The sequence below is a fragment of the Methylobacterium sp. Leaf87 genome (assembly GCF_001422775.1).
Classification (GTDB): Bacteria; Pseudomonadota; Alphaproteobacteria; order Rhizobiales; family Beijerinckiaceae; genus Methylobacterium.
In genome coordinates this window covers 120847-143705 of sequence record NZ_LMMI01000002.1, presented here as the reverse complement: position 1 = coordinate 143705, position 22859 = coordinate 120847, and the positions used below count along the sequence as shown (strand labels likewise).

Below are 22859 nucleotides of genomic sequence, written 5' to 3'. Positions count from 1 at the left end.
CATCCCGGCAAAACAGCATTCAACGACCACCGTTGTATTCCGGCAACGACGGCTTGCCGCCGAAGATCACCTGGCTCGGGTCGCGCTCGAGGTTCTTCACCGTGCGGTTGAGGGTGTTGAGGGTGCGCTGCCCGTCCGTGGACAGGGCTTCGACCTCGCGCCGACCCGTGCCGCTGAGGCGGTTGAAGCTGGTTGCGATGTTCGACGTCCGTTTGTCGAGGTTCTCCGACAGGGTGCGGAACGCCTTGCCCGCGTCGCGAACGGAGATAGCGGCCTCACGCACCTCCGTGAACGTGCTGGTCCCGGCGGAACCCGAGGCCGAACCGAGGAAGCCCTCGGCCCCCTTCAGTACGGCGTCGACGCGGTCGGCCGAGGTATTGAGCTTGGCCATCATCCCGCGCGCGTCCCTGATGGCGCCTTCGATGTCGGGACTGCCGGCCGCCAGCGCCGCCGAGAAGCGATCCGCATTGTCGATGACGCGGTTGAGCTTCTGTCCATCAATGGCCTTCACCAAGCCGCTCACGGCCGGTCCGGCATCCGCCAGGGTCTTCGAGAACGCCTCGACGTTGGCCAGCGTCCGGTTGATGGCGCCCTCGTTGCCGGCCACCACCTTGTCGAGGCGCTGGAGTACGTCGTCGGCCCGTTGGGCGATCTGCTTGGCCGCCGCCATCATGTCTTGGATGTCGGACGAATCGGCGAAGATCGTCGGCATCTGGTCGCCCGTACCGGTGCCCAGGGCCGGTGCATCGGCGTTGCCGCCGGACAACGAGATGGTGGAGACGCCGGTCAGCATCGCCGAATCGAGGCGCGCGCGGGTGTCGGCGCGGAGAGGCGTGGTCCGCTCGACCTCGACCATGGCGACGACGCGGCGCGGGTCCTGCGGCAGCAGGCGCACGTCCGTGACCTCGCCGACCTTGATGCCGTTGAACGCCACCGTCGAGCCCTTGGCCAAGCCCCCGACGCTGCCGGAGAAGACGATCCGCACGGCCTGACGGGCCTGGCTGCGCGAGCCGCCCTGCAGCCAGAACACGAAGCCGAAGGCCGCGACGAGCACGGCGAGGGTGAAGGCGCCGATCAGGGCGTAGTTCGCGCGAGTCTCCATCGGATCAGCGATTGCCCGGGTTCGGGGTGGACGCGCGGTGCGTCACCACACGGTGAAGGGGATCAGGCCGCCGCATGGCGCGTGCCGTTGGGGATGACGGCGCGGCCGCGCTTGCCGTGGAAGTAGGAGCGCAACCACGGATGGTCACTCTCCAGCATCTCGGAAATGGTGCCCTGCGCGATGATCTGGCCGTCGCCGAGCGCCGCGATGCGATCGCAGGCGGTGTAGAGGCTATCGAGGTCGTGGGTGACCATGAACACGGTCAGGCCCAGGGTCTGCTTCAGGGTGGCGACGAGTTCGTCGAACTCGCCGGCGCCGATGGGATCGAGGCCCGAGGTCGGTTCGTCGAGGAACAGGATCTCCGGGTCGAGGGCCAGGGAGCGGGCCAAGGCCGCGCGCTTGATCATGCCGCCGGAGAGTTCCGACGGAAGCTTGTCGGCGGCATCGGGCTTGAGACCAACCATCTCGATCTTGAGACGCGCGAACTCGTCGAGCAGGCGCTCGGACAGGTTCAGGTGCTCGCGCATGGGCATCTGGATGTTCTGCTTGACGGTCAGCGCCGAGAACAGGGCGCCCTGCTGGAACAGTACGCCCCAGCGCTGCTCGATCTGCCGGCGCCGGGTGACGGTGAGGCCGTCCACGTCCTCGCCGAACACGGTGATCCGGCCCGACCGCTTGGGTACGAGACCGAGGATGGTCCGGGTCAGCACCGACTTGCCCTGGCCCGAGGGTCCGACGAAGCCCAGGATCTCGCCCCGGCGAATGTCGAGGTCGAGGCCCTTCATGACGACCTTCGAGCCGAACCCGACGACGAGGTCGCGGACGCGGATGATCGCGTCCGGCTCTGTGCCGGCTACGTATTCACGGGTCGGCCGCTCGGCCTGGGCGCGTTCGGTCTGCACAGGGTCAGAAATCGATTGCCGCGAAGAAAACAGCGAAGAGTCCATCGAGGACGATGACCATGAAGATTGACTTCACGACTGAGGCCGTGACGTGGCGCCCGAGGGATTCGGCCGAGCCTTCCACGGCAAAGCCCTCGATGGTCGCGATGATTCCGATGATCAGTGCCATGAACGGCGCCTTGATCAGCCCCACGGCGACGTGGTGGAACGACACCGCCACCTGCAGCCGGGCGAGGAAAGCTTCCGTGGTCATGCCACCGTAGAGCGCCGCCGTCAGGCCGCCGCCGGCGAGCGCTGCGAGGGATGCGAGAAAGGCGAGGATCGGCAGCCCGACCACGAGGGCGAGGATACGCGGGACGATGAGGATCTCGATGGGATCGAGGCCCATGACCCGGAGGGCGTCGACCTCCTCGCGCATCCGCATCGAGCCGATCTCGGCGGTGAAGGCCGAGCCGGAGCGGCCCGCCACCATGATCGAGGTGAGGAGCACGCCGAGCTCGCGCAGGATGAGGAGCCCGATGAGGTTGACGACGAAGCTCTGCGCCCCGAAGCGCTGGAGCTGGAAGATGCCCTGCTGGGCGACGATGCCGCCGACGAGGAACGAGATGAGGACGATGATCGGCACGCCCCGGAAGGCGACCTGATCGAGCTGATTGACGAAGGCGGTTCCGCGGAACGTCCCGGGCCGGGCCGCGACCCGGATACAGGCGGTGACGACTTCTCCGAAGAAGGCGAGGCCAGCGACGAGGTCGGAGCGGGCGCCGACCACGCGCTTGCCGAGGTCGTGCAGGAAGCCGAACATCCGGCCGCGCCGTGCCAACACGGGCTCGGCCGCGGGCAGCTTGACCTCGCCCAGGAGAATTCGGTGTTCGGGGCTGGCACCCGCGTAGGCGAGGCGCCCGCCCGCGGCCTCGATCTCCGACCGGGTCCGCTCCAGGACCCAGGCCCCGAGGGTATCGAGGCGGGTCACCCCCGTCAGGTCGACGACGACGGAGCCCCTCTCGGCATCGCGAAAAATTCCCGCGGCGGCGGCCTCCACGGCGTTGCCCTGGTCGACGGTCCAGCGCCCGCGCAGGGCGATGCGTCCACCCGTGAGGGCGGAGGCGTCGGCGACGTCCGGGTTCGGCAGGGTCTCAGCGGTCGGCACGACACGCCACTCCGTTACTCGCGTTCCCCGTTCCTCACAGGTTAGGGTTACGCAATCGTATCCGAGTGCTGGCCCACAAAGGCGGCGCTGTGAAGACGCTGCCGCTGCGCGAGGCGCGCGGCGCGTGCCGTCAGGCACAGGCCGATCACCGCCAGCGGCGCCATGAGGCCGAAGGCGAGGGGTCCACCGCCATGCCCGTAGGCGAGCCCGCTTGCGAGGGTGGCGCAGGCCGACGCCAGGGCGTTGGTGGCGCTGAGCGTCCCCTGCGCCCGTCCGCGCGCGCCCTCTGGGGCGAAGCGCGACACCGCCGCCATGGCGCCGAGCTGGGTCGCACCGAAGCTGAAGCCGTGCAGGGTCTGCAGGACGACGACCGCCCCGAGGGTATCGCCATAGAACGCCATGCCGATCGCGCGCACGGCACCCGCGGCGGCCCCGAGGCCGAGCAGGCGGAACGGCGTTCGCCACCCCGCCGGACACAAACCGATGCCGGCGAACAGAACGATCTCGGCCAGCACGCCGATGGCCCACAGGGCTCCGATCCAGGCCACGGGAAACCCACTGAGACTCCAGTGGATGCTGGCAAAAGCGTAGAGCGCGGCATGGCTCGCCTGGATCGCCGCTCCGGCCGCGATGGTGAGCCAGAGAAGGCGGGGCAGGGGAACACGCGTCGCCTTCGTACGCGGGACGGCCGCCGTGGGAAGTTCGAGGCGGACACCCGCACAAACCGCCGCCGCCAGCAGGGCGAGGGCGGTGGTGAGGAGCGGCACGGCGAGCCGCTCGCCGAGAAACCCCAAGGCCGCGCCACCGGCGAGGTTGGCGGCGAGAAAGGCGATGGAACCGGCCATGCGGATCCGGGCGTAGTCGAGGCGGGCGCTGCGGCGAACGGCGGCGAGCGTCAGGTAGTCGATGCTCGGCACCAGGGGGGCGCCGGCCGTCGCGTTCAGCGCAATGAGGAGCGCGAGCACCGGCCAGCCGAGCGCCGCGCCGGCCGGCATCAGGGCGTAGGTGGCCGCCAAGGCGAGACTTCCCGCCACCAGGAGGGCGCGCGCACCGACGCCCCGGTCGATGAGTCCGACGAGGGGGGCGGTGGCGACGATCTTGACCGCGATGGGCAGGGCGAGGAGAACGCCGATGATCCCGGCCTCGAGGCCGAGGGCGTTGAGCCAGACGGGCATGAACGGCATGGCGATGCCGATCTCGACGAAGACCACGGCGTAGAGGCTCGCGAGCCGGAACGGGTTCGGCTCCGGTGGCGTGGCGGTGGCGTGGGGCACGTTGGCTCGGGGCCGCGAGAAGATGTGGGGACAGATCGGACCCGTAAAGCCCGCGTTAAAACCATCGTGTCAATCGTTCGGAATGTCTGTGGCCCCGATCGAACACCGGGGGTGCAGCAACCCGAGGACCCGGATCTACATGTCGCGTTCCCGCTCGCTGACGTCCATCGACGTTTCGGAATACGATCGCATCGAGACGGCGATGTCCGAGAGCGCACGGGGGCGCTGGTTCCTCGACGAATACGCCCGGCGCACGCGGGGCGAAGATACTCAGTCCGTCCTGGGCGCCATCGCACGCCTCGAAGCCGTCGTCACCCAGGAGCGCGACGGGTCCCAGGTCGGGCGCATGCGCGGCGACCTCCTCGACATGGCCAACGCCATCGCCCGCACCAAGGCGGAGATCGTCGCCCTCGGCACGCCGGACCACGAGAACAGCCGCCTCGGCATCGCCTCCGTGGCCCTCGACGCCATCGTGCGCTCCACGGAGCGGGCGACCTCCGACATCCTGAGCGCTGCCGAGGACGTTCAGGAGGCCGCCTGGACATTGCGGGAATCGGGCTCCGACGCGGCGCTCTGCGATGCGCTGGACCAGCGCGCCACCGAGATCTACACGGCCTGCTCGTTCCAGGATCTCACGGCGCAGCGCACGGCACGCATCATCCACACCCTGCGCTACCTCGAAGAGCGGGTCGCCGCGATGATGGCGATTTGGGGCGATAGTCTCGAGGCGGTGCCGCCCGCCCCCGGTGAGTCCAATCCTGCCGAGCCCCTCGATCTGTCGCAGAGCGACGTCGACCGTTTCATCGATGAGCCGGTCGCCGCGCAGCCTGCCCCCGCAGCGGTCGCGGAATCCGTTTCCGAGGTCCCCGCTGAACCGACGGCAATGGCCGAAAGCGCTGCCGCCACGCCCTCTTCGGAGACGGCCGCCGACGCGACGCAAGGCGACGCAATGGCTGATCCGTCGGACGAAATCCTCGTGGAGGAGACCGCCGAAGACGAGATCCCCGAAGACGAGATCCCCGAAGACGAGATCCCCGAGGAGGAGCGCGTCGTAGACGGGGCCCCGAAGAAGGACATCGCCGCCGCGTTCGCCGATATCGACAGCCTTTCGGACGAGGAGAAGCGCGCACTGTTCTCGTGAGGGTGCGGCGTCGCGACCACGGCTTTTCTCGTCCCAACCAGGGTTCACGAACCGTCGGATCCGATTAGGAGAGCGGGCATGGCTCTCCACCTCCTGAAGCTGTGCGTCGGTCCCGCCTCCATCGCGGAGCTCGAAGCCCGGATCGCCCAGACCCGCGCCGACGCCCTGGCACAGGCGCGCGACCCGGCACCCGCCCACGTCACCCGCATGGTTCCGACCCGCATGTCCGAGATCCTCGGCGGCGGTTCGATCTATTGGGTGATCAAGGGCACACTCGCCTGTCGGCAGACCATCGCGGCGATCGCACCGTTCACCGGTGCCGACGGTATCGGCCGCTGCCGCCTCGTCCTCGATCCCGTGGTTGTTCCGGTCTCGCCGCGCCCGTGCCGCCCATTCCAGGGCTGGCGCTATCTCAAGGCCAACGACGCTCCGGCCGATCTCGACGCAGCGACGGCCGACGGTCTGGCGGAAATGCCGGATGCACTACGCCGCGAACTGGCCAGCCTCGGTCTCATCTGACGCCGTCGGGATACCGAGCCCCCTCCGCCCCAGAATGGGGGAAGGGGGTCCGGTGCCCTACGCTCCGTCGAAGCGTCCGCTGGCATGGGCCAGCATCGTGTAGACCTTGCCGGTCTCCGAGGTGAGGTAGGCGTCGGCGCGCTTCGAATCGCGGTCGTTCTTGGAAACGTCCGCCATCAGGCGTTCGAACTCCGCGACGTAGCGGTCCACGGTGCGTCGGAAATCGGCATCCCCGGCGTAGCGGCGGCGGACCTCCTCGAAGGTCTGGCGCCCCTGCGCGGTGTAGATGCGGCGGTCGAACAGGTTCGCCTCACCCCGGCGATAGCGCTCCCACAGATCCACGGCCGTGCGGTGGTCGATCATCTTGGCGATGTCGGCCGAGATGGTCTCCAGAGCCGTGCGCCCACGCTCGGCCGCCGCCTTGGCCTCGGGGGACCCCTTCTCCGGTGAAGGTTTGGTTCCGGCGGTGGCCTGAGATTCGGATTCGGACTCGTCGCCATCATCATCGAGGGATGCTCGGGTCAGGAGGTCCGAGAGCCAACCACGGTCTCCCGCCTTGGCACCGTTGGCCTGCGCACGCTGTGCCTCGCCCGTGCGGGCGGCAACGTTGACGGGCCGACCGGCGGGTGCCGGCACGATGGTCATGGTCTGCCCCGGCTTCGGCGCGGCCGCAGCGGGTGTCCGAGCGGGGGCGACCGGTGCGGGAGAGACCGGTGCCTTGGCTGGGGCAACCGGCGCCGGAGCGGGCGGAGCCGCGGACGGCCGGGCGACATCGACACCGCGATCGGTGCGGGCGACGAGGGTGGTCAGCTCGCCCAGGGCCTTGATCTGATCCGAGACGACCCGGCGCATCTCGCCGGTGGCGTCCTGCGTCTCGCGCGGCAGGTCGAGGACACCGCGCTGGATCTCGGCGCGAGTGGCGTCGAGCTCGCGGCGGATTTCGCTCGCCATCTCGCGCAGGCCGGCCACGGAATCACCAAAGCGCCCCGAGGCCGTCTCGAACACCGCCGTCATCTCGCGGGACGCCGCGTCGATGGCGGCACGCACGCCCTGCGCCGTCCGCTCGCCCTCGCTGTCGGCGCCAGACCGCAGGCCCTCGAACGCCTCGACGACACGGGCGCCGGCGCCCTTCGCAGTCTCGGCCAGACCGGTGCCGATGGCGCGGGCTCGCTCCTCCGCGGTCCGCAGGGTCTGCTCGATCAGTGCATCGAAACGGGCGGTCTCGGCTTCCAGGGAACCCGAGCGTTCGTCGATCCGGGCGAGCACGCCCTCGATGGCGCCGCCGCGCGCCGCCAGAACCTCGGAGAGGCGACCTTCGGCCGTCTCAAGGGATCCGGCCGCGCCCGTGAGGGCCGCTGCATGGGTCCGTCCGAGATCTCCCAGGGACCGGCCGCTGGCGTCGAGCGACGCGGCGAGTTCGGCCGCATCACGCAGGGCACCCTGCGCGACGGACTTGAGCTCGTCGACCTGCTCGGCGACGCCGCGGCTCGCCCGTTCGGTCTCGCTGGCGATGGCGCCCAGGGCTTCCTGGACCTGCTCGATGCGGGCCGCGAGACCCGTCTCGATGGCGCCGAGGTTTTCGCCCGCCCCCGCCAGGAGTTCGGCCAGGGCCGCATTGGCGCCCTCGACACGCTGCAGGACGCTGCCGACGTCGTGACGCAGGGCGTCGTTGGCCTGCGTGAGGGTGGCGATGGCGCGCGAGGCGCCCCCGTCGATGGTCGCCAGCAGAGCTTCGGCCGAGGCCTGCGAACGGGCTTCGAGTTCGTCCGTACGCTGGCGGATCGCCTCCACGAGGGGTGTGCCGGTCTCGGCGAGGGCCCGCTCGAGGGCTTGGCCTCGCTCGGACAGAGCTTCGACCAACGATGCGGCCGGGCCATCGACGACGGCGCGGAGGCGATCGGACTGTGCCGCGAGAGCCTCGATCACGTGCGAACCGCGTCCGTCGAGGGTCTCGACGAGGCTGCCGCCGCGCTCCTCGATGGCGCGGGTGATGGTCTCGGCGCTCGCAGCGAGGCGCTGGGCCAAGGACTGGCCCCCCGCCTCGACGAGGGCGGCGAGCGCCGTGGAACGGCGGTCGAACGCTTCCGTCATCGTCGCATTGCGACCGTCGATGAGGGCCGCGACGGCCTCGTTGCGCTGATCCAGTGCTGAGGCAAGGGCGGCGGCATGGGCTTCGGCGGCGGCGGCATGACGACCGACCCGCTCGTCGAAGGCGGACAGCATGGCGGCGCTTCGCTCGTCGACCAGGGTCGCATAGGCGTCCTGACGATCGTCAAAGGCAGCGGCCAGGGCGTCGCCACGCGACGCGACCAGGGAGGCGAACACCTTCATGCGGCTGTCGATACGGCTGGTGAAGGCTTCGCTGCGGGCATCGACGGCCTGGGTGAGGGCCGCGCCCTGCGTTTCGATGGTCCGGGCCAGGCCGGCGGCACGACCGGAAATCAGCGAATCCAGGGCGCCGAGGCGCTCGTCGAACACCGTCGCGAGGGCCTGGGTCCGGGTATCCACCTGGAGGGTGAGGGCGCCGGAACGGCTCTCCACAACTCCATCGAGGCGGGCGAGGCCCTCGTCGAACAGGGCCGCGAGGGTGCGGGTGCGCTCCTCGACCCGATCGGTGAGCGAACCGGCACTCTCACCGACCAGCCCGTCGAGGGCCTTCATGCGCTCGTCGAACAGTCCGACGAGAGCCTGGGTGCGGGCATCGATCCGATCGGTCAGCGTCTCGGCGCGGCTGTCGACGAGACCGTCGAGGGCGGTGAGCATCTCGTCGAACAGGGCGCGCAGGCCTTGGGTCCGGCTGTCGACGGCCTCGGCCAAGCGCGTGCCGCGTCCCTCGACCAGGTCGTCGAGATGTCCGAGGCGGGTGTCGAACAGCGTCGTCAGCGCCTGGGTGCGCGCGTCGATCGCGTCGGTGACCTGTGCGCCGCGCCCGTCCACGATCTGGGCGAGGAGGTCGATCCGGTGATCGAACATGGCTGCCAAGCTGCGGGTCCGGCCGTCCACGCTCTCCGCGAGGCCGCCGCTGCGGCGCTCCACGAGGGTGTCGAGCTCGCCGATCCGGGCGTCGAACAAGGCGGAGATGGACTGAACACGCCCCTCGAGTGCCGTGGCGAAGCCGCCGGCATCCTGTGCGACCAGGGCGTTGATCTGCTCGATCCGGCCGTCGAACAGAGCAGCGAGCGCCTCCGTGCGGGTATCGAGGGCCTGACCGATCTGGCGGCCGCGACCGTCCACGAGATCCGAGAGACCGCCGAGGTGCTCGTCGAACAGGCTCGCAAGGGCGCGGGTGCGCTCGTCGAGAGCCTGGGACACCTGCGCGCCGCGTCCGTCCACCAGGGCATCAAGGCCGCTGAGACGCTCGTCCAGGAGCGTGGCCATGGTCTTCGTACGGGCGTCGATGGCGTCGGCGACCTGGGCGCCACGTCCTTCGACGATCTGTCCGAGGAGACCGATGCGGTGATCGAACAGCGCGGCGAGATCGCGGGCACGGCCGTCCACCGACTCGGCAAAGCCGCCGGTGCGGCGCTCGACCAGGCTGTCGAGCTCACCGATGCGGCTGTCGAACAGGCTGCCGAGGGCGGCGATGCGCTGCTCGACGGCCGCGATCAGGCTCGAGTCGTCCTGGTTCGCGATGGCGTTGAGCTGGCCGAGACGGGCGTCGAACGTCGTCGCGAGGGCCTGGGTGCGGGCCTCGACGGCATCGGCGAGGCCTGCGCCGCGCTGCTCCACGACCTCGTCCAGATGGCCGATACGCTCGTCGAAAAGGGCCGCGATGGCCTGGGTCCGGGCATCCACGGCGCCCGCGGCGCTGCCGAGGCTCGCCTCGATGGTCTCGACGAGGCGGCGGCCGCGCTGGTCGAGGTTGTCCTGCAAGGGCGCCAGGCGATCCTCGAAGCTCGTGCCGAGGACCTGGGCATGGCTGTCGAGAAGCGCGCGGATCTCGCCCGTGCGATCGTCGAGGAGCTGGTGGACCGTACGCACGCCCTCGTCGAGGAGCGAGCTGATGTCGAGGGTGCGCCCGTCGAGGGTGCGCCCGAGACGGTTTTCGCCTTCGCCGAGAAGCCGGTCCGCTTCCGCCACGACTTCGCGCAGGCGAGCGAGGATGGTCTCGCCGCGGGTCTCCAGGAGGGTGCCGAGGGCGTTGGTGCCGGAATCGAGCAGGCGGGCGAGCTCGGTGATGCGACCCCCGAGGGCTCCGAACACGGCACGGCCCTTCTCGTCGAGCTCGCTGCCCATGGCGGCGGTGCGCTCGTCGATAAGGCTGACGAGGTGATCGGTCCGCTCGGAGAAGGCGTCGCGGAGGCTCTGGGCCTGCTGGGACAGGGCCGCATTGGCTCCACCCGTGCGCTCGACGATCATGTCGACGAGTTCGCGGGTGCGGGCGGCGAGGTCTTCGTCCACGGCGCGGGTGCGGCTCTCGATGAGGCGGATCGCCTCCAGGGCCTGGGTGCCGAAGGCTTCGTCGATGAGGCGGCCGCGCTCTTCCAGGGTGGCGCTGATCACTTCGAGGCGGGTCAGAATGCCCGAATCGAAGCGCGTCGCGCCGTCATCGAGGCGCTGGACCAGTTCCCGGGTCTGGACGTCGAGGTGGCTGGTGATCTCGGTCGCGCGCGCGCCGAGGGTATCACCGAGGCTGAGGCTGCGGGCGGCGATGTCCTGCGCCATGGTATCGGCGCGGGCGTCGAGGGTCTCGACGAGGTCGCGTCCACCCTCGGTCATGATCCGCGCCATCTCGGCCGTGCGCAGGATCAAGGCTTCGTTGAGGGCGGTGGCACGCGAGCCGAGCTGGCCGTCGATATGGGTGATGAGGTGCGAGAAGGTCTCGCCGATCTCGGCGGTGCGCTTGATGCCGCGCTCCTCGAGGGCACCGAGCTGGGTCTCCACTGCCTCGCGGGCCTCCCGGGTGCGCTCGGCGATGGTCTCGGCCACGGCTTGGCCGCGCACGGAGATGATCCGGTCCATCTCCTCGAGCTGGCCGCCGACGCTCTGCGACAGGGACGTCGTATCGCGGGCGATGCGCTCCGCAATGATGTCACCCCGCGCGATGGTGTCCTGAAGCGCGGCGAGGCGATCGGTGAAGACCGTTTCGATGGCGTCGGCCCGAGCCTTCGTGGTCTCGTCGAAGCGCTCGCCCGATGCGCCGAGGGCCTCGCTGACCCGTGCGCTCTGGGCGGTGATGGCGAGGGTGATGTCGCGGCCGGCCAGGGTGAGTTGCGAATGGGCGTCGTGCGTGTGGGCGGCGATGAGCTCGCCGAGGGTTCGGCCGTGGTTGCCGAAGGCGACTTCGACGTCGCGAACGCGGGCGTCGAGGCTGCCACCGATTCCCTGAGCGGCGCGATCGATGACGCCGGCGGCCTCGTCGGCGCGCGCGGCCAACTCGGCGTTAATTTCCTCGAGGGTCCGGCGCAGGGCCGCCACGGAGGCTTCGGTGCGGCCGGCGACGGTGTCGCCGGTGCCCTCGGCGAGCTGGCCGAGCAGGGCGGCGGCCTGTTCGGTCCGGCTCGACAGCGCATTGGCATTGGCGGCGAGGCGGCGCTCGAAGATCTCGACGGCCTCCACGGTGCGGGCTTCGAGTTCGCCCGTGGCGCCGGCAGCGGAGCGGCGCAGGGATTGTGCGGCCTCGGCCGCGCAGGCGCCGAGCGCGACGGTGATCTCTTCGGCGCTGCGGCGCAGGGTCTCGGTCGCCTCCAGGGTCTGGGCCCCGAACTGGCCATCGAGTGTCGCGGCGGTGGCTTGGAGTGCCGAAACCGTCTGACCGGTGCGGGCCTCCAGGGCGTGCCCGAGCTCGGCCAAGAGGCGCTCGACTTCGGCCGTCGCCGCGTGGGTCCGCTCGGTGATGAGACCGCCGGCCCGATCACCGGCGAGGGCAAGGGCGCTCTCGAGGCTGCCACCCTGAACGGTGACGGTGTCGTGCAGGCGGCCAGCCACGGCCTCGATCCGGGAGGCCAGGGCGCCGCCGCTCGCGTCGATGCCGGCCGCGAGGCCGTCGACGGAACTGACGAAACGCTGGCGCAGGGTCTCGCTGCGGGCATCGAAGACCTCGATCAGGCCATCGGTGCTCCGGTTGAGGCTCGCTTCGGCCTCACGACCACGCGTCTCGATGAGTTCGGCGACGCCGACGCCCTGGACCGCCAGGGTTTCGTGCAGGCGTCCCGTCACCGTCTCGATGCGCTCGGCGAGGGCGCCGCCGCGCGCGTCGAGGTCGCCGGTGATGCCTTCGACCGCGCGGGCCAGGCTGTCGCGCACGGATCCGGCGCGGGAATCGAGGGTTTCGATGAGGCCGCTGGCCGTCAGGGCGAACCCGGCCTCGGCATCGCGGCCGCGGGCCTCGATGAGGTCCGCGATGCCGGTGCCCTGGACCGCCAAGGTCTCTCGCAGCCGACCCGTGACCGTATCGATGCGCTCCGCCAGAGCGCCGCCGTTGCGGTCGACGAGGGCGGTCGCCTCCTCGATGGAACGAACCAGGCCGTCGCGCAGGGCGTCGGCCCGCGCTCCGAACGTCTCGATGACGCCGCCGGTCGCCTGGGCCAGACGCTCCTCGGCCTCACGGCCGCGCGCCAGGATGGCATCGGACACGCCATCGCCGATGGTCGCGATGTCCCGGGTCAGGGTCGAGCCCGTGGCGGCGAAGTGTGCGCGCAAGGCGTCGCCGGTCTCGGCGAAGCGGGCGGTGATCTCACCGCCGGTGGTGGAGAACTGAGCGGTCAGCTCACCGCCGCGCGCCAGGAAGGCGCTCTCGAGCCCGCGGGCGGATTCCTCGAAGGTCCTGCGGACCTCGCTGCCCTCGCGGTTCAGGGTTTCGATCACCTCGGCACCGGTCTGGGCGAGGGTGCGTGCGACATCGCCGGCGTTGGTGGCCAGCGTCGTGGTGAGGAGCCCGCCGGTGCGCTCGAAGGCGCGGGTGACTTCCTCGGCTCGGCTCTCCAGGGATTGGGTCAGCGTGTTGCCGACATCCGTCAGGCTGCCGCGCACGCCTTCGCTGGTGGCGGCGAGGCGTTGGACGAGGTCGTCGCCCCGATCGGTCACGAGACCGACGACGCGGTCTCCGGCCAGGGCGAGCGCCGACGTGATGGCGTCGCCGCGGTCGCCGAGTGCCGTGGTGATGGCGTGCCCGCGCGCATCGAGGGCGCCGGTGACGCGCTCGCCGGCGCCGGTGACGGCGGCGACGATGCGCTCTGCGGCCCCGTCGAGTTCCTGCGTCAGGTTCTGGTGCGAGCCCGTGATGGCTCCGCGGACGCGCTCTGCGTTGGCGACGATGGATTCGCGCTGGGCGACGAGCTCGTCGACCAGGGACCGGATGCGGATCTCGTTCTCCGAGTACGCACGCTCCAGGGTGGCGATCTCGCCACGCACCAGGGTCTCGAGTTCGCCGGCGCGGGCAAGCGCCCGCTCGACACCGTCGCCCACGGCCGCCACTTCGCGGCGAACGGTCTGCGACATGGTCAGCACGGCGTCGGTCGAGAAGTTCTCCGGCTCGGCCAGGCGAATGGCGACTTCACCCACGGCGCGAGCGACGAGACGCATCTCCTGCGCCCGCACGGCCAGCATCGCCATGATCGAGAACAAGACCACGGGTCCGACGAGGGCGGTGGCCGCCACCGCCGACTGGAGCGCCGTGAGGCCCTGCGCGTAGGTCTTCAGATCACCGCCGGACTGGATCCAAGCCAGGGCGAGAAGGCTCGCGAACCACACGGCCGATGCGACGGCCGCGACGACGTAGGGCATCGGAGAAGGCCGAACCCGCAGGGTCTGCTGCAGGATGCCGATGTTCTGGCGATCGTCGTTGGCGACCAGCGAGCGGTCCGGGGGCAGCAGTCCACCTTCGCGGCGCGGGCGGGCGCGGTCCGGCGGCGGAAGGTCGGACGCCAGAGGCTCGTCGAGGCGGGGCGGGCGGTTACGTCCGCTCGGATCGAGGAGCGGATCGCCGTCACCGACGTCGGGCAGGCGCGGTTCGACGCGGTTCTCGGACGCGTCGGGCGTGAGCATGTCCAGGTTGAGGGCCTGCTCGATCGCGGACAGGGCTGCCTCCGCCGGATCCTTGAGCTTCTTTTCCGTGGCCATGCAACGCCTCGTTACCCGTATTCTCCCGCGTCGGCCGCACCCGGCGAAGGAGACACTTTTACCAATTTATCAAACGAACTTTAGACACCGGCGCCGGGGGCCGATACCCGACCGCCTGCGTCCGCCGCAAAAACCTTAACGGAATGGTTACCAAGCCCCGGGGCCGGCTTCCCGCCGTCGGCTTTATCCATGGGCCCGCAATGCTTAAACGCAAACCAAACCCGCGTCCGCGCCTGTGGATAGGGAAGCCCGGCCATCGCCGCCGCAGACGAATCGAAAGGTGCCCGTGCCGCCCATCGATCACGATCACCTCACCCGGCAGACGTTCGGCGACGCGGAACTCGCCCGTGAACTCCTGATGCTGTTCGCCGGTCAGTGTCACCGCCTCCTGCCGGAGATCGGCGATCCGGCCCGCACACGGGCCGAGCGCGCGGACCTCGCCCACACCCTGAAGGGTTCGGCCCTCGGCATCGGCGCCGTGTCCGTAGCGGCGGCGAGCGCGATGGTCGAGGATGCGTTGCGGAGCGACTGCGATCCGGCACTGGCGCCCCTGGCCGGAGCCGTCGCCGCGGCCCTGCGGGCGATCGCCGAGGTGTGAGCCGAGCGAACCCGCCGCAGTGTCCGGCATGGAACGGCACGGCGTGTCCCGCGTAAGCGAAAGGTCGCCGGCGCCAGCGAGGGAATGATCGCCGGGTGTCGGCGAACGCTTGCATTCCGAGGCCTGCCCCTTCAAGGCAGACCTCGCGCCGCACAACCGACCACACACGCGTTGTACGAGCCCGGAGCCCCAATCGATGCCCAAGATCACCTACGTCGACCATGCCGGCACGGCCCGGACCGTGGAAGCCGACGTGGGATCGACCGTGATGGAAGCGGCGATCCGAAACAACGTGCCGGGGATCGACGCGGAATGCGGCGGCGCCTGCGCGTGCGCCACCTGCCACGTCTACGTCGACGGCGAATGGGCCGCCATCGTCGGGCCGGCAGAGGACATGGAGCAGGACATGCTCGATTTCGCCTCGGACGTGCGTGCGACCTCGCGCCTGTGCTGCCAGATCCGGATCAAGCCGGAACTCGACGGCCTCACGGTGACGACGCCGGCGCGTCAGGGCTGAACAATGGGGCCGATCGGCCGGACCCCGAGGGTTTCGCACAGACGCACGAGATAACCGTCGGGGTCCTGAACCAAGACCTGGCGGAGGCCCGCCTCGACGTCGCCGACCCGGTACCAGGCGTCATGGACGTCCCGGAACAGCGGCCAGTCCTGAGCCGCCAGCCGTTCGAGCACGGGGACGAGGGCCGCGACGGTGATCTGTAGGTTGAGGCCTCGGCCGAGCGGTCGCTTCAGGTCGCCGACCGACCAGTTGCCGTTGACCCGGTTGAGCATGACCTGGGCACCCTCCCGTTCCAGGTAGGCGAACCCATCCTCCGGCCTCGTATAGACAACGGAGAAGTCGAGGGCATCGCACCAGAATGCGAGGCTCCGCCCGAGGTCGAAAACGTCGAGTTCCGGGACCAGTGCGGCGAACCCGCCGTGGGGAAGGCGATCGCGGGTCAACGCACCAGTTCGCGCATGGCGGCGTCGATCCCCTCAAGGTTCAGCGGGTACATGCGCCCGCCGAGGATCCGGCGGATCATGGTGATGGACTGAGTGTGGCCCCAATGTTCCGCGGGCACCGGATTCAGCCACACCGCCTTCGGAAACCGTTCCAGCAGTCGCCCAAGCCAGACCTCTCCGGATTCGTCGTTCCAGTGCTCCACGGAGCCGCCCGGCGTCGCGATCTCATAGGGACTCATGGAAGCGTCGCCGACGATCACAACCCGGTAATCCGCCGGATAGGTCCGCAGCACTTCGAGCAGCGGCAGGGTCTCGTCGTGGCGGCGGCGGTTGTCCTTCCACACCCGCTCGTAGGGACAATTGTGGAAGTAGTAGTGCTCCACGTGCTTGAACTCGGACCGGGCCGCCGAGAACAGTTCTTCGGCCAGACCGATATGCCAATCCATCGACCCACCGACGTCGAGGAAGAGCAGCACCTTCACGGCGTTGCGCCGCTCGGGCCGCAACTTCACATCGAGATAGCCCTTGGCGGCCGTCTCCCGGATCGTGCCGTCGAGATCGAGTTCCTCCGCCGCCCCGGTGCGGGCGAAGCGCCGGAGACGCCGTAGGGCCACCCGCATGTTGCGGGTGCCGAGTTCGACGCCGTCGTCGAGGTCGCGGAATTCACGCTTGTCCCAGACCTTGACCGCGCGAAAGTTGCGGTTGCCGTCCTGGCCGATGCGGATGCCTTCCGGATTGTAGCCATAGGCGCCGAACGGCGAGGTCCCGCCGGTGCCGATCCATTTCGAGCCGCCCTGGTGACGCTCCTTCTGCTCGGCGAGGCGCCGCTTCAGGGTTTCGAACAGCTTGTCCCAGCCGAGTGCCTTCAACTCGGCTTTCTCGTCGTCGGTGAGGTATTTCTCCGCGAGCTTGCGCAGCCATTCCTCCGGAATCGTGGAGGGCTCCGTCGCGGCGCCTACGGTCTCCAGCCCCTGGAAGACCGTGCCGAACACCCGGTCGAACCGATCGAGATGGCGTTCGTCTTTCACAAGGGCCGTCCGGGCCAGCAGGTAGAACGCGTCCACCCGCTTCTCCGCGAGATCGCGGTCGAGGGCCTCCAGGAGGGTGAGGAATTCCCGTAAGGTGACAGGAACCTTGGCCTCGCGCAGGGCGGTGAAGAACTGGAGCAGCATGCCGCGACAACGCGGCAAGGCTTGGTTCGGGTCAAGGCTTGGTTACGGTCGAACGAATTGTCGGCGGCGCGCGGCATCCACAGCCGGCCGAGAAGTATGGGTAGAACCAGCGATTTCTGTGGGTAACCCGGACCTGGCCCCATGCAGGGGGACATGTCGCGTCACAGGAACGGAACACTTGCCCTGCAGCATCGCGGATGAGTTCGGACACGGTGTCGGAGCGAAACTTCCACGGCTCCATCGAGGGTGACCGCCATGGCACTCGTCCTGCACTCCCTCGGCGATTTCAAGCGCTTCCTCGCCGAGCCCGGCGCGACCATTCAGGTCGTGCGCAACACCTTCATGGACCGTCAGGGCCCCGCCCTGCGGGAGGCCTATCGTCAGAAGGGGATGTACGCGCCGCGCACGGTCCAGGCCCTGTCGAAGAAGGCGGCGGTGTTCGGGGTACAAGGGCACCCGACGACGATCTGGCTCTATTGGGATCGGGGCACCCGTCACTGGCGCTTCTCCGACGACACGGTGGCGATCCCCCTCCACACCGGCCTCGGTCCGCCCGACGAGATCGTCTATCGCTGCGGATACACTTCGGACGACGATGTGTCCGACCCGCCGGCCGAACACGATCCGGCGCATCAAGCCCTGACACCGGTGCCGACGATGCCCGACCAGGGTCAGGGACAACTCCTCTGATCGATTAGAAGCGCGCCGTCAGGAAGATCCGCAGGTTGCGGCCCGGCAACAGGATCTCGTCTTTCTTGAACGAGGCCGAGTTGCGAATCCGATCGTCGAGGAGGTTGCGCCCCTGGAGGCCGAGGGTCACCTCGGTGGCACCGTAGAGGACGGGATCGAGGGGCTTGGTGTAGCTCACTTCGGCGCGCAGGTCGTCGAAGCCCGGCGTCATCGTCTCGATGGGGGCGACCTCCGTGTGAGCGAAGGCGTGGAGCAGGTTCACCCGGGCGAACCAACCGTCGGCGCGCACGAACAGGCCGCCGCCGACACGGTGGGGCGGGATGCGCGGCACGAAGGTGCCGTCGTCGAACCGGGCGCGGACGAAATCGTACTGGGCGTCGAGGCCGGCCCAGCCGTTGCCCACGGGCAGGAGGTCGAGCTGCGCGCCGATCTCGGCGCCGTAGAAGGTCGCGTTGCGCTGGGAATAGACGATCTGCTGCAGCTCGTCGTCGCTGCCGCATGAGGCGAAATCGTCGCCGCAGCGGCGTCCCGTGTCGCCCTTGTAGATGAAGCCGGTGTAGCGGGTGTAGTAGCCGGTGGCGTCGAGACGCAGCGGCCCCTCGGCCCGGCGAAGGCTGGCTTCCACGGTTCGGGCACGTTCCTTCTTCAGGGCGGCGTTGCCGATCTCGAAGGTCTCCGTCGCATCGTGGGCCCCGCGGGAATAGAGCTCGAAGGCCGTCGGCGCACGCTCGACGAAGCTCCCATTCAGGCTGGCGACGAACCCGTACGGCAGATCCTGCAGCGCACCGAAGCTGATGCTTTTCGGTGCGAATCGGCGGCGTCGACCGTAGGACAGCGGGTCCTCGCCCTCGATCGGTTGATAGTCGCCGGGAAACTGGGTGGCGGTGCCCGCGGAGCGATCTCCCTCGATTCGGCCGGCGGCCTGGAAGCGCAGGCCGTTGCCCACGGCCAATTCCTCGAAGAGGTACACGGCGTTGCTGCGTGAATCCGTCGGCGCCAGCAGGCCACCCGCCTCGCCGGCGGTGCCGAGGGTGCGGCGTCCGGCTTGCAGACCGAGCGCCCCCGTCAGGGTCCCGAGGGCGGTGAAGACCGGCACGTGCTGGAACTCGACCCGGGCCTCCGCTTCCCGGTTCTTGAAGGTGGCCTGGATGCCGTCGCGGCCGTCCTCGCCGATCCCGGTTTCGTCGTGGCGATAGACGGACCCGCCGACCCAGAAGCGGATCGCCGCGATGGGACCGTCGAGGGGGCGGAACTCGCCGCGGGCCAGCAGGCGGTCCTGCCGCGGATCGAGGCGCGTGCGGTTCTCCGCCGCCGAACCGCCGGGGATCTGATAGAGCGCATCGTAGTGACTGTAGGACAGGCCGACGAAGCCACGGTCGCCGATGAACGACATTCCGACGGAGCCGCCCTGGGACTCGTTGGCGGAGTTGCGCTGGATGCCGAGCGGCGTGGCGTAGCTGTCCGCCGCCGTCCTGAACCCGTCGGCGTGAACCGCGACGTTGCCCGCTCCGGCATCCACCGTGACGGCGCCGAGACGACCGTTGTCGACGGTGGAATACCCCGTGGTTGCCGACCCGGAGATGCCGCGCTCGGGGACGAAGGTCGGGACGCGGTTGTTCTCGACGCTGACCACCCCGCCGATGGCCTGGGAGCCGAACCGGAGGGACGCCGGCCCCCGGATCACCTCGATCCGATTGGCCACCAGCGGATTGATGGGGACGCCGTGATCCTCGCCGAGTTCCGAGACGTCCTGGATGCCGACGCCGTTTTCCTGAATCCGGACCCGGTTGTTGTCGAGGCCGCGGATGATCGGACGGCTCGCGGCGCCGGGCGCGTAGGTCGAGGCCGAGATCCCGGGCCGGTCGGCGAGGGCGTCGCCCAGGGTCCGAGGCTGATCGCGGGCGATCTGGTCGGCGGTCACCACGGTGACGGGCGAGAAGGTGTTGGTCGCCACCGGCAGGATCCCGACCGGCGGCGCGGTAGCCAAGCCGTTGCCGCGAAGGGGGACGATGGGGCTCGGGGATGTGACGCTGAGTTCGGACAGCGTCGTCTCGGCCTGCTGGGCCATGGCACCGGAGGACGCGAGGCCAGCACCGGCGATGACCGTTCCTGCGAGCATGCTCTTCGAGAAACCGGACCGCATCACGCCCCGCACGACAAATGTTATGTTGTTTCATTGCGCGAACGGAATAACGTTACAAGAGAAACGTGGTCACCCTCGGCGAGCGTCGCCCATCTGTTGCACCGATGCATCAGCTGCCGACGCGGCAGGGTCCTTTTCGACACTGCATGCCGGCTCGAGATCGTAGATTCGGCCCTTTCCGCACAAGCGCCGGTAGCCGGAATCATGCGTCGGACGCTGTGACGCGCGTGCAGTGCGGAACCGGTGAACCACCGTGGGCATTGCGCCTGCATGCCCGACTCGAACCACGACCGCATCGGCACCTCGCCGAGCCCCGATCCCTCGCGCGCAGCCGGCGGGCTGCGGGTCAGCGTCGATCTGAATCTGTGCCAAGCCTATGCTCAGTGCTGCTACGCGGCGCCTGAGCATTTCGTGCTGCACGGGGCCGAGGCGCTTCACTACGATCCGGCGCCGTCGGCGGCGGCGCGCCAATCCATCGAGCGCGCCCGCGTCGCGTGCCCGGTCCAGGCGATCCTCGTCGAGGATGCCGGAAGCGGCCGCTCGTGAGCCAGGATCACCTCGTCGTCGTGGGTGCGTCGCTGGCCGGATTGCGCGGGGCGGAAGCCGCCCGCAAGGCAGGCTTTGCCGGCCGCCTCACCATCGTCGGCGCGGAGCCCCACCGGCCGTACGACCGTCCACCCCTGTCGAAACAGGTCCTCGGCGGTTCGGTGGCGCCCGGTGCCACGACCCTTCCGATCCTCGAACCGCTCGATGCCGAGTGGCGTCTGGGATCGGCCGTCACCAGCCTCGACAGGATTGGGCGGACCATCGATCTCGAAGGCGGTGAGCGCATCGCCTACGATCGCCTCCTCATCGCCACGGGCGCCCGGCCACGACCCTGGCCGGACGCGGCGCAAAACGATCTCGCAGGGATTCATACCCTGCGTGGGCGGGACGACGCGGCGGCCCTGCGTTCCGCGCTCGCGGCACGGCCCGAGCGTGTCCTGGTCGTCGGCGGCGGATTCATCGGCTGTGAGGTCGCCGCCGCCTGCCGTGACCTCGATCTGCCGGTCACCCTGGTGGAGACCGGCCCGACGGTCCTGGCGGCAATCCTCGGCGTCCACCTCGGCTCCGTCGTCGCGGCACTGCACGAGGCGCGCGGTGTCGATCTGCGCTTCGGCAGCGAGGTCGAGGCGTTCGAGGACGACGGCACCGGCCATGTGGTGCGTGCGCGCTTCGCGGACGGACGGACGCTGGAGACAGGGTGCGTGGTGGTGGCCTTGGGGGCCATCCGCAACACCGAATGGCTCGCCGGCTCGGGCCTCGCCTTCGACGAGGGGGGAGTCGATTGCGACGCGGACGGATACGTCCTCGACGCGGAAGGTCGCCCCGACCGGGCGATCGCGGCCGCTGGCGACGTGGCGCGCTTTCCCCACCCCCTCTACGACGGGCGCTTTGTCGCCCTTGAGCATTGGGGGCATGCCGCGGCGCAAGGCGCCCACGCCGCACGTCTGCTCGTGGGACGCGGGACCGGCGAAGCCTACGCCGAGGTACCGGCCTTCTGGTCCTCTCAGGGCGGACTGACGATCAAGTCCGTCGGACTGACGGAGGGGGCGGACGGCCTCGTCATCGCCCAGGGCGACCCGAAGACCGGCCGGTTTCTCGCCCTATACGGCCGCGCAGGTCGCTGCATCGCGGCCGTCTCCTTCGATTCCGTACGCTGGCTTCCGGCCTATGCCGAGATGGTGGCGTCCCGGGCGCCGTTTCCGCCCCCTGGGGGCGCGGTGGACCAGGGTGGCCTGACCATGCTGACGCCGGGGTTTCCCGGAGAGGACGATCGATGAGCGACGCGACCCTGTTCGAACAGGTCAAGGACGAGGCCAACCGCGTCGATCCCTATCCGCTGTTCGCCCGCCTGCGCGAGACCCCCGTATCGCGTCAATCCGACGGCACCTACGTCGCCGCGACACACGCGGCGATCACCCGGTTGCTGCACGATCCGCGCGTCAGCTCCGAGACCCTGCCGCCGGCCGACCGGCCGAAGACCGGCAATCCGATCTCCGACTGGATCGTCAAGCCGATCCGCGATCGGATCACCGATACGCACCGGCCGTTCATCTTCCGCGATCCGCCCGACCACGACACCCTGCGCCGGGCGGTGATGCACGAGTTCACGCAGGCGCGCGTCCAGGCGCTGCGCGACCGGTCGCACGGTCTCGTCGATGAGATCCTGGACAAGCATGCCGGGTCGCGGAGCTTCGATATCGTCGACGATCTCGCCTATCCGCTGCCGGTGACCATCATCTGCGAATTGCTCGGGATCCCGACGGAGGACGAACCGCAGTTTCACGGCTGGGCGACGCAACTCGCCACGGCGCTCGAACCCGACACCATGGCGGACAAGGAGGCCCGCTCTGAGAACAGCCGGACCTTCGAGACCATCTCCGACTACATGACGGGCCTGATCAAGGAGAAGCGCCGGCATCCCAAGGACGACATGCTGTCGGGGCTTGCCGTCGCGGGCGTTCAGGGTGTGCCGCAGATGGGGGATTACGATCTCATCGCGACGTCGATCCTGATGCTCGTGGCGGGTCACGAGACCACCGTGAACCTGATCACCAACGCCATGCTGGCGCTCCTGCGGAACCCCGATGAGCTGGTGCGCCTGCGCGACGACCCCGCCCGGGCGCCGCGCCTCATCGAGGAAGTCCAGCGCTACGATCCGCCCGTGCAATTCCGAACCCGACGGGCCCTCACGGATATCGCCATCGGCGGCGTCACGATCCCGGAGGGCGCTGACATCGTTCTTCTCCTCGCATCGGGCAACCGCGATCCGGCGGTGTTCACGGAGCCCGATCGCTTCGATCCCGATCGGAGCGGAGTCCGTCATCTCGGCTTCGGCGGGGGACTGCACTATTGCGTCGGGGCACCGCTCGCCCGCTTCGAAGCGGAGGCCGCTCTGACAGCCCTGGCTCGCCGCCTCCGCAACCCACGCCTCTCGGCCGATCCGCCTCCATACCGGCCCGGCTCGGCCCTGCGCGGGCCGAAACACCTCAGGCTCGCCATCGATGGCATCGCCCCGTCCTGAGGCGACAGTCTTGAGGCGTCCCGGCCACACCGGGGCGCAAACTCGCCGCCCCGCACGGGAATCCCCACGACCGAGATAGGCGT

General features: G+C 69.5%; 16 protein-coding genes. 8 read left to right on the top strand and 8 right to left on the bottom strand.

Annotation, left to right across the window (positions count from 1 at the left end):
- Positions 1-19: 19 nt before the first annotated feature.
- From ASF22_RS02555 to ASF22_RS02540, 4 genes are all read right to left on the bottom strand, one after another.
- Entirely contained in the window at positions 20-1102 is a 1083-nt protein-coding gene (locus ASF22_RS02555; protein WP_056261123.1) for an MlaD family protein, read from the bottom strand.
- Between the two features lie 62 nt (positions 1103-1164).
- On the bottom strand, positions 1165-1887 hold the full coding sequence (locus ASF22_RS02550) for an ABC transporter ATP-binding protein (protein ID WP_244474187.1): 723 nt from the start codon (positions 1885-1887) through the stop codon (positions 1165-1167).
- A gap of 121 nt (positions 1888-2008) precedes the next feature.
- Positions 2009-3133 carry an MlaE family lipid ABC transporter permease subunit gene (locus tag ASF22_RS02545; RefSeq protein ID WP_244472916.1) on the bottom strand — a complete coding sequence of 375 codons (1125 nt, stop codon included), beginning with the start codon at positions 3131-3133 and terminating at the stop codon, positions 2009-2011.
- Positions 3134-3198: 65 nt separating this feature from the next.
- Complete coding sequence (locus tag ASF22_RS02540) at positions 3199-4425, bottom strand: MFS transporter (RefSeq protein ID WP_056261118.1); 1227 nt, start codon at positions 4423-4425, stop codon at positions 3199-3201.
- A gap of 139 nt (positions 4426-4564) precedes the next feature.
- Between ASF22_RS02540 and ASF22_RS02535 the strand changes: the two genes are divergently transcribed.
- Together ASF22_RS02535 and ASF22_RS02530 are read left to right on the top strand one after the other, a co-directional pair.
- A complete protein-coding gene (locus tag ASF22_RS02535) occupies positions 4565-5566 on the top strand; it encodes a hypothetical protein (RefSeq protein WP_056261115.1) in 1002 nt (333 codons plus the stop codon).
- 78 nt (positions 5567-5644) lie between these two features.
- Positions 5645-6085 (top strand): DUF1489 domain-containing protein, encoded by a 441-nt coding sequence (locus tag ASF22_RS02530; RefSeq protein WP_056261113.1) that lies wholly within the window; start codon positions 5645-5647, stop codon positions 6083-6085.
- Between the two features lie 57 nt (positions 6086-6142).
- Here ASF22_RS02530 and ASF22_RS02525 read toward each other — a convergent pair whose 3' ends face one another.
- On the bottom strand, positions 6143-14146 hold the full coding sequence (locus ASF22_RS02525) for a hypothetical protein (RefSeq protein ID WP_056261110.1): 8004 nt from the start codon (positions 14144-14146) through the stop codon (positions 6143-6145).
- A 286-nt stretch (positions 14147-14432) separates the two neighbouring features.
- Between ASF22_RS02525 and ASF22_RS02520 the strand changes: the two genes are divergently transcribed.
- Together ASF22_RS02520 and ASF22_RS02515 are read left to right on the top strand one after the other, a co-directional pair.
- Positions 14433-14744: an Hpt domain-containing protein gene (locus tag ASF22_RS02520; RefSeq protein WP_056261107.1), complete on the top strand. Its 312-nt coding sequence runs from the start codon at positions 14433-14435 to the stop codon at positions 14742-14744.
- Positions 14745-14940: 196 nt separating this feature from the next.
- Entirely contained in the window at positions 14941-15261 is a 321-nt protein-coding gene (locus ASF22_RS02515) for a 2Fe-2S iron-sulfur cluster-binding protein (RefSeq protein WP_056167511.1), read from the top strand.
- Here ASF22_RS02515 and ASF22_RS02510 read toward each other — a convergent pair.
- Together ASF22_RS02510 and ASF22_RS02505 are read right to left on the bottom strand one after the other, a co-directional pair.
- On the bottom strand, positions 15252-15704 hold the full coding sequence (locus ASF22_RS02510; RefSeq protein ID WP_082483467.1) for a VOC family protein: 453 nt from the start codon (positions 15702-15704) through the stop codon (positions 15252-15254). The genes ASF22_RS02515 and ASF22_RS02510 overlap by 10 nt on opposite strands.
- The gene (locus ASF22_RS02505) at positions 15701-16876 is read right to left on the bottom strand and encodes a VWA domain-containing protein (RefSeq protein WP_056261104.1); all 1176 of its coding nucleotides are present in this window, start codon (positions 16874-16876) and stop codon (positions 15701-15703) included. Before ASF22_RS02505 ends, ASF22_RS02510 begins: the two co-directional genes overlap by 4 nt.
- Positions 16877-17131: 255 nt before the next feature.
- Between ASF22_RS02505 and ASF22_RS02500 the strand changes: the two genes are divergently transcribed.
- The gene (locus ASF22_RS02500) at positions 17132-17566 is read left to right on the top strand and encodes a hypothetical protein (protein WP_056261101.1); all 435 of its coding nucleotides are present in this window, start codon (positions 17132-17134) and stop codon (positions 17564-17566) included.
- 4 nt (positions 17567-17570) lie between these two features.
- On the opposite strand, the gene ASF22_RS02495 is transcribed toward ASF22_RS02500, so the two are convergent.
- Positions 17571-19685, bottom strand: coding sequence for a TonB-dependent receptor (locus tag ASF22_RS02495; RefSeq protein WP_056261261.1), 2115 nt, complete (start codon positions 19683-19685; stop codon positions 17571-17573).
- A gap of 363 nt (positions 19686-20048) precedes the next feature.
- On the opposite strand from ASF22_RS02495, the gene ASF22_RS02490 reads away from it, so the two are divergent.
- The 3 genes from ASF22_RS02490 to ASF22_RS02480 are packed head-to-tail and all read left to right on the top strand — an operon-like array spanning position 20049 to position 22776.
- Positions 20049-20255: a ferredoxin gene (locus ASF22_RS02490; protein ID WP_244472917.1), complete on the top strand. Its 207-nt coding sequence runs from the start codon at positions 20049-20051 to the stop codon at positions 20253-20255.
- Positions 20252-21532, top strand: a complete 1281-nt coding sequence (locus tag ASF22_RS02485; protein ID WP_056167526.1) for an FAD/NAD(P)-binding oxidoreductase — start codon at positions 20252-20254, stop codon at positions 21530-21532. Before ASF22_RS02490 ends, ASF22_RS02485 begins: the two co-directional genes overlap by 4 nt.
- On the top strand, positions 21529-22776 hold the full coding sequence (locus ASF22_RS02480) for a cytochrome P450 (protein ID WP_056261094.1): 1248 nt from the start codon (positions 21529-21531) through the stop codon (positions 22774-22776). Before ASF22_RS02485 ends, ASF22_RS02480 begins: the two co-directional genes overlap by 4 nt.
- The last annotated feature ends 83 nt before the right edge of the window (positions 22777-22859 follow it).

Bases quoted from the DNA above. Each gene is read 5' to 3' on its own strand.
- ASF22_RS02555 (WP_056261123.1), bottom strand. From the start codon at position 1,102: ATGGAGACTCGCGCGAACTACGCCCTGATCGGCGCCTTCACCCTCGCC.
- ASF22_RS02550 (WP_244474187.1), bottom strand. From the start codon at position 1,887: ATGAAGGGCCTCGACCTCGACATTCGCCGGGGCGAGATCCTGGGCTTC.
- ASF22_RS02535 (WP_056261115.1), top strand. From the start codon at position 4,565: ATGTCGCGTTCCCGCTCGCTGACGTCCATCGACGTTTCGGAATACGAT.
- ASF22_RS02530 (WP_056261113.1), top strand. From the start codon at position 5,645: ATGGCTCTCCACCTCCTGAAGCTGTGCGTCGGTCCCGCCTCCATCGCG.
- ASF22_RS02525 (WP_056261110.1), bottom strand. From the start codon at position 14,146: ATGGCCACGGAAAAGAAGCTCAAGGATCCGGCGGAGGCAGCCCTGTCC.
- ASF22_RS02515 (WP_056167511.1), top strand. From the start codon at position 14,941: ATGCCCAAGATCACCTACGTCGACCATGCCGGCACGGCCCGGACCGTG.
- ASF22_RS02505 (WP_056261104.1), bottom strand. From the start codon at position 16,876: ATGCTGCTCCAGTTCTTCACCGCCCTGCGCGAGGCCAAGGTTCCTGTC.
- ASF22_RS02500 (WP_056261101.1), top strand. From the start codon at position 17,132: ATGGCACTCGTCCTGCACTCCCTCGGCGATTTCAAGCGCTTCCTCGCC.
- ASF22_RS02495 (WP_056261261.1), bottom strand. From the start codon at position 19,685: ATGCTCGCAGGAACGGTCATCGCCGGTGCTGGCCTCGCGTCCTCCGGT.
- ASF22_RS02480 (WP_056261094.1), top strand. From the start codon at position 21,529: ATGAGCGACGCGACCCTGTTCGAACAGGTCAAGGACGAGGCCAACCGC.